This window comes from Sutterella megalosphaeroides (genome assembly GCF_003609995.1).
Classification (GTDB): Bacteria; Pseudomonadota; Gammaproteobacteria; order Burkholderiales; family Burkholderiaceae_F; genus Sutterella; species Sutterella megalosphaeroides.
This window is the reverse complement of record NZ_AP018786.1, coordinates 1,911,668-1,924,520: the sequence shown is the minus strand read 5'-3', so window position 1 is coordinate 1,924,520 and position 12,853 is coordinate 1,911,668. Positions and strand designations below refer to the sequence as shown.

Sequence of the window (12,853 nt, the reverse complement as noted above, 5' to 3'; positions counted from 1 at the left end):
TCGTAAGCTGTTATAAGGCCTTCACTCTTAGTGCGCGCTTTACGTCCGCCTCGCTCGCAAGACCCGGCAACGGTTTCAGTCCGACCACTCTTGCTATGGTCTCGAAATCGCCCGCGGTGTTGGATTTCGTGTAGAACTTCTCGCCGTCCGGCAACTGCACTTCCGTCAACGTTGCCTCGCTCAGCGCTTCGATGATCCGCTCCGCGGTGATGCTCTCATCGGCTGCCGCCAGCTCGGTCTCCAAGAGGCGATGGATGACCAAGGCGATGTAGCAGATCAGAAAGTGGCCTCGAATGCGTGATTCCGTCCAGTGAAAGCACGGGCGCGCCTCCAGTAGCGACTTCGAAATTCTGAAGGACTCTTCGATTTGCCGGAGACTGTGATGAATCCTCAGGACTTCGTCGGGCGTCATTTTCGCATCTGAGTAGCAAATTCCGCAATACCCATCGAAGGCTTCAGTTTCTTCGATGCGCTCGGTGTCCGGGCCGGCTCCCAAGTTGCCTTCCTTCAGCTTGAGATAGCTCTTGCCGCCGCGTCGCAGGTCGCTTTTGAGCAATCCCGGATGTTCGGCGTAACGCTCGGCCTTTGCGACCAGGCTGCTTCTGTCGTGCGCATCTTTTCGAGCTCTGTGCTCCGAATAGTTGAGCAGCAGCTTCGATGTGATGTCAATGAATTTGGGCCGGCCGGTGCATTCATCGGTAACTCGAACACGCCGTGTCTCCTCGGTGACTCGGAACTTCGAGACATCGGTGCGAACACTGCTGTTCCGCACGGTCCAGCCCTCGCTGTCGCGGATCAGCGGCAGCATCTTGGCGGCGTTGCTGCGCAAGCGGTACGCGATGACATAATCGAGCCCCATCTCGCGCAGCGCGTACAGGTTCGCGCCGCTGTTCAGGCCGCGATCCGCGGTAACCACCACCCGCTCGATGCCGTACGTGTCCTTGAGTTTGCGAAGCAAGGGCAGCATCGTGCTGAATTCGCCGGTATTGCCGGGGAATAGTTCGTAATCGATCGGAATGCCGTTTTGATCGATCAAGAGCCCCATCATCACTTGGACCTGATTGAATTTGTGGTCCTTTGAGAAGCCGAAATTGCGCGGTGTGTCGGCGTCTTGGCTTTCGAACCGGTACGTAGTGACGTCGTAGAGCGCGACGGTGACCGCCCGCTTGTACTGCTTGGCGATCTGCCTATTCATGTAGGCAACCAGCTGCTCCTTATTGGCGCACAGAAGATCGATGGCTCGATACAGGTGGCAGAGCCGGAGTTTGTCGCTGCCGTACAAAAACCGATTGCGGCGCTCCCACTGAGCCAGCTTCGAGTCGGGCATGAGGCTGCGGGCGGCCACCATGTAGAAGACCGCGTTCGGGAAGTCGAAGCGGGTGTTTCCCTTGCTTTGCAGATCACGCAGTTTTCTCGGCATCGCGAGGCGCTCCCAGATCTGGCGGTACACGCTCGACCCAAGCATCACCGTGCGGCTGTCCCCTGTGGAGGCGCCGCGGGCTTTGATTGACAAAGCCTCTTTGACGCGTTTCTGCAGGAGCGCATTCTTCGACTCCTGATGTGCTTTCTTGAGCTCCTCGGCCTGAGCACGCAGCTTGTCGAGCGCTTCGGGATCCTGAGCCAGCAACAGATCCAGCCGTCCGAAGTTGCGGACGGTTCTGCTGGAGGTTTTCTTCTTTACAGGGTCCCAAAAGGACTCGCGAAAAGAGACGTACTCCTTGCCCCCGGTTTTCTGAATAACGAGATTCATCGTGCGCCCATAAAAATATAACTATATTATAACATGTTGGGGACGATAAAAAAGGGGCACAACCCCAGGCTGAGCAAGGATTGCCCCTAGTTGCAACTGTCAAACTCAGGAAAAAGACCCCCGCCGTGGAATTCCGGCGGGGGGAAGCGCCTCCCCGGAAGGGGAGGCCGTTGAGGTGCGACTCAAACGCTTCGGGTGTTCCCGAAGGGTTCGGTCGGGATCAGAAGGCGTAACGCAAGCCGAGCGTGCCTTCGCTCGCCGAGTAGCCGTTCGAGCCCGAGGCGTAACCGAAGTGGCCCCAGACGGAGAGCGAATCCGTCACGCGCCAGTCGGCGCCCGCGCGAACTTCGGCCTGGTCTTCGGCACCCATCTGCTCGACGGTCACGTTCGACATCGTGACGCCGTAGGTTTCGGTGTTGTGGATCCAGTTGAGTTCGACGTAGGGGGAGAACCCGCCCGTCGTCTTCCCGAAGGCGTAGGTCTTCACACCCAGCTTCGTGCGGATGTTGTCCTTCCCTTCGAAGGTCACGTCGTGAACGTCGTTCGAGATGTCGTCCGCTTCGTAACCGAACCACGTGACGGAGACGTGCGGTTCGACGTAGATGTCGCCCGCCTGACCGTGCGCGTCGTAGGAGAAGGCCTTGAAGCCCCAGCCCGCTTCGAGCGAGGCGGAGAGCCCGTTCCCTTCGGCGGTTTCGGAGACGTTCAAGCCCTTCACGTCGCTCTCGGCGTCGGTCCACATGAGCCAGCCGTCGACGTAGGGACCCGTGCGGTCGGCGCCCTCAAGCTGCCACCCCGCATAGATACCGGCACCCCACGCGTCCGTGTCGGCACGGGATTCGAGGCCCGTGCGCGTCGAACGGCTCTTCGTGTCTTCGGTGGCGTAGGAGAACATCGCCCCCGCGTACCACGTGCCGCCCGCCGCAAGTCCCGAAAGGACGTCGGAGCCGAGCGTCGTGGTCGAGGCCGTGTCGTGCACCGAAATCTGGCCCGTCGAATCGCCGTAGCGCTCGTGCGAGACGTTTTCAACCACCCAGAAGGCGTTGGCGATCGACCCGTCGGCGTTTGCTTTGAGCCACGAGCGGTTGCTCATGCGGTCGTGAAGCGACAAGTCGAAGAGCTGCGCCGCGGCGGCAACGCCCAGGTAGGAGCCTGCCGAGACCGCCGTGTTGCGCGACCCTTCGTCGCCTGCAATGCTCGACAACCAGAGGTCGGTGCCCGGATCTTCGATGCGGTCGTCCGCGACGAGCACGTAGTCGTAGCCGCCGATTTCAAGCCCCGGGAGCGCGGCTCCCGTGGTCGCGTCGACGAGTCGCACGCCGAAGTTCGCGTCGTCGCGACGGGCGATGTCCATCACGCGGATGCGTTCCTCGGCGCCGCGGTTCGTGCTTGACGTCACGGCGACGTTGAAGATCCCCGAAGCGGTGCCGAGCACGCGAATGCCGTCCGAGCCGTTCGCACCGATCTCATCGATGCGGACGGGTTCGCCGGCCGTCTCGCTCGCGAGAGTGTCCGTCGAGTCCGTTGCAACGCCCGTTGCCACGTCGAGCTCGAAGAGGTTCCCCGTTCGGGCCGTGAGGTTCCCGAAGGAGGCCACCCCGTCGACGGTGACGCGCGAAGCGGCCGTAAGGCCGGGGAGCATGGCGCCGCCCCGCAGGTGCGTCGTGCCCTCGCGACTCGTGAGGTACATGCCGGGGAGGCGATCCGTGACGGTGCCGTCGATAACGAGCGTGCCCGAACCGGTCTTCACGAATTCGCCCGAGGAGAGCGCACGCGAACGCGCGTCGAGGAGGTAACCCACGTTGTTGTGCCACGTAAAGGGCGTGTCGCCCTCGACCGCGAGATTGACGACCGTTCCGGCGCCGAGCGCGAACGTGCCGGCAAAGTCCTTCAGGGTTTCGGCGGGATTCGCGAAGTCGACCTCAACCCCCTGCGCGCCCGAGGCGCTCAGGCGAAGGGCGGTGTTTTCCGTGCCCGTGAGGATCGAGCCCGCGGCAAAGGACGAGTGTCCGTCCGTAAGCGTGAGGGCCGTGCGGTCTTCGAGTACGACCGTCCCCGCGTCGCCCGCTTCGAGCGCGCGCACGGCGTGTTCGGTCGTCGTATCGGACCGCGCGGCATCGTGCGCGAAGGCAAGCGTCGTGCGTTCGTCGAGACGAGCGGGGTCGACGGTCCCCACCGAGACGCGTTTGCTCGAGGCAAAAGCGCGCGCGGCCGTCGCACGCACCTCGGCGCCGCGCTCGATACGGGTTTCACCCGTATAGGTGTTGTCGGCCGCAAAGACGACGCTTGAATTCGCGTCGCCGTAGTTCCCCGTGACGACGAGCGTGACGGAGTCGTCCCCGGTGATGACGGCGTCCATCGTATGCGTCTCAGCGCCCGTGTCGGTCGAGGCGGAGGGGTCGATGCGCAGCGTGGCGTTCGGACGAATGTCGATACCCGTAATCCCCGCACCGACCGCAAGGCCCGAATTCGCCGCGTCCGCGACGATCTTCGCACCCGTACGGACGTTGGCGACGTGAAGGGCTTCGCCCGTGCCGCCCGTCCAATCGGGCTGCCAGTAATCGACGGTGAATTCGCTTGCGGCTTCGCCCGCGTCGAGCGTCATGGCGGCGGCAAGGCGCGCGAGCGTATCCGCGTCGGCGCCGACGTTCGTGATGAGCGCGAGGACCGGGTAATCGGGCTCTTCGCCGATCAGGTCGAGAATCGACCCGTCGAAGGAGCCGTTGCCCGGCAAGCCGCTTGCGAAGTCGAGGTCTTTGATGTCGGCCTTGACCGTCACGCCGCCCGAGGCGCGAAGCACGTGCCCCCGCATGTCGATCGCATTGACGGAGACGCCCGAAGCGTTTCCGAGGTACCCCTCGCCGTTTCCGATGCGAATGCCCGGCGTGAAGTCGAGCGTGGCGCCCTCCGCCACCGTCAGGTCGCCCGCCAGGGCGATCGGAACGGGGGCCACGGTGCCGTCCGAGCCGATCGTCTTCAGGTTGTTGATGCCGAGCACCGACCCCGCACCGACTTCAAGTTTCCCTTGCTGCGATGCAAAGTGCGTAAGCGCGGAATTCGCGACGGACGTATCGGTCCCGATGACGAGCTCGGCGTTCGAGTAGGCGAGCGTGCCCGTGAAGGCTTCGTTCACGGAGGAAGCCGCGAGCGTGCCGCCCGCTTCGCGGTAGCCGAGCGAAACGCGGCCTTCGCCCGTCACGCCCGAGAGGTCGACCGAGCCCGCCGCAGGACCCGTGAGGTCGTAGTAGGCCGTGCTCGTCGCGTCGACCGCGACCTTGTCCGCGACGAAGTCTTTGCCCGCCGCAGGACCGAAGGTGATGTGGCTCGCATCTTCGAGTACGTACGCGGCCGTTCCCGAGCTGAGGGCGAAGTTGCCCGAAGTCCCGGAAAATTCGACGCGCGCATCCTTGCGAGCCGCAAGGTTACCCTCAAAGAGTTTACCCTTGGCCGTACCCTGACGGCCCTCGAAGCGAAGCGCGGCACCCCGAGCGGCATCCTTCGCATCGAGCGCGGCCGCAAATTTGGTGGAGGCCGCGGCCCCGATCGTAAGCGTTCCGCCCGTCACGAGCAACTCGGTCCCCTCGGCCGTTTCGACCGCACCGAGGATCTCGCCCCCGCGCGCAAGCGTCTGGGTGCCATTGACCGCCACCTTCGCACCTTCGTCGACGGAGAGCGTCCCGTAGGTGCCCGTCTTCGCGAGCGTTACGGTTTTGTCCGTCACGCGAATGCCGCCCGAGTCCTCTCCATTGATTTTGAGGTCGAGGGTCGAATCGGCGGTGACGGTATCCGAACCCGCGAGTTCGAGTTCGCCCGTGAGCGTCAGAGCGGTTGCACGGTAGTTGATGCCGATACCCGTCGCGTCGACAACGACTCCGGTTTCATAGGTGACGTCGCCTACGTCCGCACCGTCCTGAACGAGGTCGCTCGTTTGTTCGTGAGCTTTCGCGTTGACGGTGATCGAATCGGCGTCGATGACGGCCTCAGCCGTCGAATTCTTCGCAAGCCGCACGAGCCAGGACGTCGCCCCCGTTTCGTTGTCGACGGCAAGAAGACTTTCCGCGGGAACGTCCGCTTGGTTTTCGGTGTTGTCGACGTCGATCACCATGTTCTTGAGCGTGAGACCGTCGGTTGCAATGAGGGCCCCCGTCGCGTCCGAGCCGGGAACGGCGCTCCCTACGCCGAGTTGGCCGCCCGTGAGGGTGATCGTCTTGAAGACGTGCGTTTTATCCGTCGAATCGACGATGCCTTTGCTCATCGCAAGCGACGCGCGGTTGCCGGGCGTTCCGGTGTTCGCGTCCTTATTGATCGTGAGCCAACCGTCGTCGACCACGATCGTTCCGGTGAAGCCCGCTTTGCTTCCGTAAAGCGCCTTGTCCGCAAGAATCACCTTACCCGTGCCGGAGAGGAGGGAGAGATCGGCCTGCTTCTCGGTATCGTCTCCGGAAAGCTTGAGCGTCGTCCCCGCGGCCAGATCGATCGAGCCCTTGAAGTTTTCGGCCGTCTGTTCGAGGTCGGTGATTTCAAGCGTCCCGCCCGCAAGCGCGAGCTGCGAGGTGCTTGTCCCCGTCAGGGTCGAGCCCGCGGCAAAGGTGCCGCCCTCGGTCAAAGAAAGCGTGAGGAGGTCGGGACTCGCCGGGTCGGAGTCGATTTCGACCGTGCCGCCCTCGGCCACGTTGAGCGTGCGCACCGACTGAGTGTTTTTTGTATCCTGACCGCCGTGGAGTTCGAAGACCGCACTTCCCGCGACATCGAGCGCCGCGGTGCCGAGCGCGCCCGCATCGGCCGCGAGCGTACCCGCTTCGACGTACGTCGTCCCCGACATGTCGGAGAGCGTGTTGTTGAGGAGAAGCGTCCCGGTGCCCGTCTTTCGCAGGTCGCCCGAGCCCGTGAGACGGACGTCGAAGCGCTGTTCGGTCGTGCCGTCGACGGCGAGTTCGAGCGCTTTTTGATCCGCTTTTTCCCCGCGAAGCTCGACTTGCGCGAGACCGTGCGTCACATAGAGGTTCCCGTCCTCAAAGAGCGTCGTGAAGCCCCATGTGCCCGTGGCGACGCCCGTGTCGTCGCTCGCATCGGTGCCGGCAAACGTACCGTTCGCATTGAAGTAGCCCGTGAGGGTGGAGGAGTCTTCTTCGCTTCCGACGACGTTGACGTCGACCGTGCCGTGAATCTGATTGGCGTTCGGGTTGGCCGTCGTTTCAACGACGAGTCGACGGTTCGTGCTGGAGAGCGTTTGGAAGATGTGGTCGCCCGACACGCTGCTCGTTCCGTCGTCAAGGCCCGTCACGACCGACTGATCGAGCCGAATCGTACCGGCGCCGTTCACGGTGACGGAGTCGACCCGCAAGGCGGGCGTGTCGTCGTCAAGCGCCGAAAAATCGAACCCGGAAAGGTCGAGCGTGCCGCTCGGGGTGTTATCGCCCGGGCCGGCCCAGCCGATGCGGTTCAATTCGAGCGTCGTATTTCCCGCGTAGAGGAGCGTGCCGCCCGCACCGACCGAAACGCCCTGGCCCGAGGTCAGGGTCGAGTTGAGTTTCCCGGATTCGGTCGTGAGGTCGAGGCTCGTGCCCGTCATGCGGATCCAGCCCGCGTAGTCGGCCGAGTTCTCCGCAAACGTATCGGAGAGCGTCACCGCGCCCGAGCCTTTGAGTTCGACCACGTCTTCGGTCGCGCCCGAAAGCTTGAGGTCGAGGTTTTGAATGCCGTTCTCCGACTTCAATGTCAGACGGTTGAAGAGTCCCTTCGACGTTTCCATTGCGACGGATTTCCCGAGGAAGTCCTTGTTCGCGTAGTCGACCGTCAGGTAGGAGCCGTCTTGCAGGAGGGTCGAGGCAACGTGCGTCATCTGACCGGCCGCATCGCCGTAGGCGACGTCCGAGCCGTTAAGCTCGACGCGGTACGCGGAGTTCCCGTACCCGGTCGTCGTCGTTTCGTAGGTGCGCGTCGTATTCTCAAAGACGAGGCTCTCGGTGAGGCGTGCTTCGGGCACGTCGAGCGTCGCATTGTCGGCGAGAACGAGCGAATTCGCGGAGATACGCCCTTCGGCCGCGAGGGTTGCGGAATCCGCGAGCGAGACCGTTTCTGCGATTTTCGCCCCGGAGGTGAAATCGACTCGGGCCGATTCCGTGAGACCGAGCGCGTTGCCCGAGGCATTCCCGTCGGCCGTGAGCCCCGAGGTGCCCGAGGCCGAAAGGTCGCCGAATTCAAACGTTCCCGTTGTCGTGAGTTGGGCGTCTTCGAGCGTCGAATCGCCCCAAGCCGTGAAGTTCCCGTTGACCGTGAGTTCGGTGTCTTCGCCCGCAAGAGCGAAGCCTTCCGTGAAGAGCGCTTCTCCCGCCGCGTTCACGCTGAGGGTGTTCGCGCCGTGGAGGTCCGTGACCGACGAGTCGACGCGCAGGGTGCTCGCTATGATCTCGCCGCCCGTCATCGCGAGGCTGCCCGCTACGAGGGCGTCGGCCGCCGAGAGGAGGCCGCCCGACTCAAGCGTCAGGGCGCCCTCGACCTTCGCGCCGCCCGTCACCGTGAGGTACGCGCTTGAGGACGTATTCTTTTTGAGGGTGAGGGTCGACGCATAAAGCTCCGAAGCGTCGATCCGGTTGCCCCAGCTGAAAACGGTGACGTCGGTGCCCGAAACCATAGCCCCGTCGTTCGTGAGGGTGAGCGTCGCTCCGCCGCGCATGGCGAGGGTACCGGTCGTAGCGTTGCCGCCCGAGACCGTGAGCGAGCTCGAGGCGTAGATGTCGACGTTTGCCGCTCGGAAGGCGTTCCCGTCCGAGGTCTGCCCCGAGGAGTTGACGGAGTTCGTCCCCAAAAAGGTCGTATTCGCGGCCGTGAGTCCGTTGATAACCGAAAACTCGGAATCCGAGAAGTTGATCGCGTGGTTGTCGGCGAGGCTTCCGTCCGTCGTTTCCCAAACGTACGCGTTCGACGCATGGATCGTATTGCCCGTGCCGAGCGCGGTCGGTCGGGCCAGTTCGACCTTGAGGCCGCTCAGGCGTACGCCGCCCGTAAAGGTGTTCGCTCCCGCAAAAAGCGCGTCGATCGTCGGGTCGTTGCTCCGGTAGAGGGGCTCGAACCGAACGGTCGACGTGTCGCGCCCCGCGCCCGTAAGTGCGATGCCGCCCGCGCCCGTAAGCTTCGCTCCGAACGTTTGCGAACCCGCAGGGACGGAAAGCGAGAGCGTTTTCCCTTCATTGAGATCGATTCCCGAAAGTACGACATAGGTCCCGACCGTTTGATCGGTCCACTTCAGACCGTTGATATAGTCGGACTTGTCGACGGAAACGCCCAGGAGGTTCAAAGCTTCTTCGCCGATGACGTACGAGGCGCGGCCGATGCGATCCGACGTGTCGGGGCCGTAGGCGAGGTACTGGTAGAAAATGCTCGTCTCGGGGGTATTCTCTTCGCCGTTACCCGTGCTCAGATAAAAGCGGTCGCGCAGATCGCCCCACGGCACGCCGCCCGTCGTGTCGATGTGCCCCGTGGTACTCACGAGCGTCTGCTCGAAGCCCTTCGTCTGCGCGAAGAGGTCGAGCACGGTGCCGCTCGTCAGATCGAGCGTCACTTCGCCCGAATCCTTCCCCTGAAAGTGGAAGTAGGTTTTCAGGGCCGACGGATCGGAGTCCGCAAGGTAAATGTCCGTGACGTAGGTCTTGGCGGGCGTCTTCGAGTCGCCGAACGCAAAGGCTACGTCGCCTTCGGTAAAATCGGGCCCCGGGATATGGGTCATCCCGTCGTCGATTTCTTTCGAGAGATTGATGTCTTCCCCCGTCGACCAGGGGGTGGCAAGCACGGCGGGCGAGACGGCTAGACCCAGGGCGACGAGCGCCGAGGTCACCGCCGCGGCGCAGAGCGAAACGGTTTTCTTCCCGTCGGCGTGCTTCAATTCCGAAACGGCCGTCAAAGCGCCGGTGCGCCGGTTTTTGCGAGTCCGATAGATGCGGTTCATAAGTCTCCTCCGATGAGGTAGCCCGTCCGAGCGCACGAGGCGCCCGAGAACGGTTCGGGGAGCGACCGTTTCCGAGGCGAAACGAATGCGGACAACCGCCGTCACAAGCGCCCGGATCGGAGTTCCCCGTCAGGGCAGGCCGAAAGCCCGTACTTCGTCGTCGAGCCATTCGAGGACGAATGCAAGGACGAATTCGGCATGCGATTTCAAACGGAAAATACCGTCAATGGTTTCATTTTCCATCGGAATTCTCGAACCTTGCAACACGAAGTTCGGGATGAATTTCGGGGCGGATTTCATGGTGAAATCGCTCGGAAAGAGTGTGATTTACTTCGGAAAATATCGCCGTATATTCGGGTGAATCCATGTGTTTGCAAAGATGGATTGGATTCTTCCTGCATCGGAAAATTTGTTTTCATTCCTGAAAATCGACGATAAATTCGAATGCTCGATTTCCCGAAGTCTATCGGTCGACGGCTGTCCCCGAGTCGCGGTTTTCTAAATTCGTTCTTGAGGTCGCACGGGCTTCGACTCGCGGCCCTTTTTTTTCTTTCGGTTGTTCGGGGCAAACACGTGTTTCGGTGCGTCGTTCGTCCTCGGTCTTTCCGATCGCAGCTTCGTTCCGACGCAAGGACCGCAAAACGGCCGCGGCCCGAACAGGAATGAACCCGCTCCGGGCCGCGGCCGTTTGAGGACGCCACGTCAAGCGTGCAGCCTCGCGGCCCTTCGAATGAAATTGAAGAGCCGGAGAGGCGCCCGCCGACATCGGAGTCGCGTCAGAGGGCTTCTTCGACCGGATCGAAGACGTAGACGTGCGGGCGGTCGCCCGTCCACTTCGTCACTTCGACGAGGGCGGTCGAGGCGATGTTGCCGCAAGCGAGTTTCGACGTGGGTTCGTCCATCGTGAGCGTGTTCGAATTCCCTCGAAGGTCGAGGATCCCTTCCTTCGTTTCGACGGGAGCGTACCACGCGCCGTGGTGCAGCACCACGACGCCCGGCATCACGCGCTCCGTCACGTAAGCGCCCGCCATGGCGCGACCGCGCCCGTTCGCAACAAGGACGAGGTCCCCGGAGCGGATGCCGCGCGCTTCGGCGTCCTTCGGATGGATCCACAAGGGTTCGCGCCCGTCGATGTTGGCGTAATCGTGCGACACCGTGCCGTCCAACTGGCTGTGCATGCGGTAGCGGCTCTTGACGGCCATGAGCGCAAGGGGCGCGGCCTTCGTCGCCGTGTTGACGCCTTCGGTCGGCTCGAAATAGGACGGATGCCCGAGGCAGTCGTCGTAGCCGTATCCCGCGATCTTGGGCGAATAGAGTTGAATCAAGCCGCTTTCGGTCGAGAGGGCGTTCGCCTTCGGGTCTTTGCGGAAGTCTTCGAAGGCGACGAACCGGCGGTCCTTTTCCTTCACGTCAAAGAGCACGTAACCCTTTTTCCAGAAGTCTTCGAACGCGGGGAGCTTCACGCCGATGCGCTCGCCCATCGCCTTCGACTCGTTGTAAAGACGCTTGATCCAACCCGCTTCGTCGAGACCTTCCGTGAACTCTTTCTTGCAACCGAGGCGTTCGGCCAAGGCGCTGAAAATCGCGTAGTCGGACTTCGATTCCCACTGCGGGCGAATCGCCTGCTGCATAGCGACGAGGCCGTCGTTCGAATAGGTGCCGATATTCGTGATGTCGGCGTGCTCCCACACGGTCGCGGCCGGAAGCACGATGTCGGCATGGCGCGCCGTGGCGGTCCAGACCGTGTCGGTGACGACGACCGTTTCGGGCTTCGTCCAGGCTTCGCGCAGTTTGTTCGTCTGCGGCTGATGTGCAAACGGGTTCCCGCCCGCCCACATGACGAGCCGTACTTCGGGATAGGTGACCTTACGACCGTTGAAGTCGATCGTTTTTCCCGGATGGAGGAAGCACTCCGCAAAGCGCGCGACCGGAATCGTTTTGCTCCCCTTCCAGGGCTTTGTCACGGGCTTGACGGGCTTCACGGCCGAGGAAATGCCCCCGAGGAAGGGGCCCCACGCCATGGGGGAACCCCCGCTCGAATAGTGGTAGTTGGTGCCGATGCCGCCCCCGGGAAGGCCGATCTGCCCCAAGACCGACGCCAGAGCAAACGCCATCCAGTGGGACTGTTCGCCGTACTGGATGCGCTGAATCCCCCAGCCGACCATGAGCATCGTGCGGTGCGCTTTGAGTTCGTGCGCGAACTCGGCGATTTTCGCCGCCGGAACGCCGCACTTCGTTTCGGCCCAAGCGGGGGTCTTCGCAACGCCGTCCGTTTTGCCTTCGACGTAGTCGAGGAATTCGCGTGAGCCCGACGTGTGGGTCTTGAGGAACTCGAGGTCCGCCTCCTTCGTGCGCACGAGCTCGTGGATCATCCCGAGCATCAGCGCGCAGTCGGTGCCGGGGCGCGGAGAAATCTGCTCGGACCCGAGGAATTCGGCCGTGTCCGTGCGAATCGGGTTGACGTTCACGGTGCGGATGCCTTTCTCTTTCAAGGCCCGAAGGTAACCCGTGCCTTGGTGAAGGGTGGTGAGCCAATCGACGTCATTCGTCACCAACGGGTCCGCACCCCAGAAGACGACGCATTCGGTGTTCTCAAGCACCACCTCCCACGAGGTCGAGCGGGGATCGCTCGTCCCCACGACGTAGGGAAGAATCTTCCCGACGGCCGCGGTCGAATAGCTGTTCTCGCACGGCACGAACCCGCCCATGAGGTTGAGAAGGCGTCTTTGGAGCGTGACCGCACTGTTCGCTTTTCCCGTCGACATCCAGCCGTAGGACCGTCCGAAGACGGCGCTCGGGCCGTACTGCTCGTAGACGCGGCGGATTTCGGACGCAACGAGATCGAGCGCCTCGTCCCAGGAAACGCGCACGAACTTGTCCTTCCCGCGGTTTGCACGCGAGGCGGGGCCCTTCTTGAGGTAGCCTTCGCGCACCATCGGGTAGCGGATGCGGGAGGGCGAATAGGGGAGGTTCGCGAGACGCTCGAGATTGGGCGAGGGGGCGCGGTCGAGTTCGAACGGAGTGACGCGCACGATCCGCCCGTCGCGGACCGACGCGCGAACGATGCCCCAGTGCGAGGCGGTGAGGACGGAGGTTTCGGTTGCGGAGGCGGTCATGGGGAAAGCAGAAAGATGAAACGATCCCCGCATTGTGCCATT

General features: G+C 62.8%; 4 protein-coding genes. All 4 read right to left on the bottom strand.

What is annotated here, in order from left to right:
• Window positions 1–10: 10 nt before the first annotated feature.
• Entirely contained in the window at window positions 11–1,750 is a 1,740-nt protein-coding gene (locus S6FBBBH3_RS07640) for an IS1634 family transposase (RefSeq protein WP_120177182.1), read from the bottom strand.
• A gap of 220 nt (window positions 1,751–1,970) precedes the next feature.
• Complete coding sequence (locus tag S6FBBBH3_RS07635) at window positions 1,971–9,695, bottom strand: autotransporter outer membrane beta-barrel domain-containing protein (RefSeq protein WP_120177181.1); 7,725 nt, start codon at window positions 9,693–9,695, stop codon at window positions 1,971–1,973.
• A gap of 129 nt (window positions 9,696–9,824) precedes the next feature.
• A complete protein-coding gene (locus tag S6FBBBH3_RS11105) occupies window positions 9,825–9,995 on the bottom strand; it encodes a hypothetical protein (protein ID WP_170143881.1) in 171 nt (56 codons plus the stop codon).
• Window positions 9,996–10,471: 476 nt separating this feature from the next.
• Entirely contained in the window at window positions 10,472–12,811 is a 2,340-nt protein-coding gene (locus S6FBBBH3_RS07630; protein WP_120177180.1) for a molybdopterin-dependent oxidoreductase, read from the bottom strand.
• Window positions 12,812–12,853: the final 42 nt, after the last annotated feature.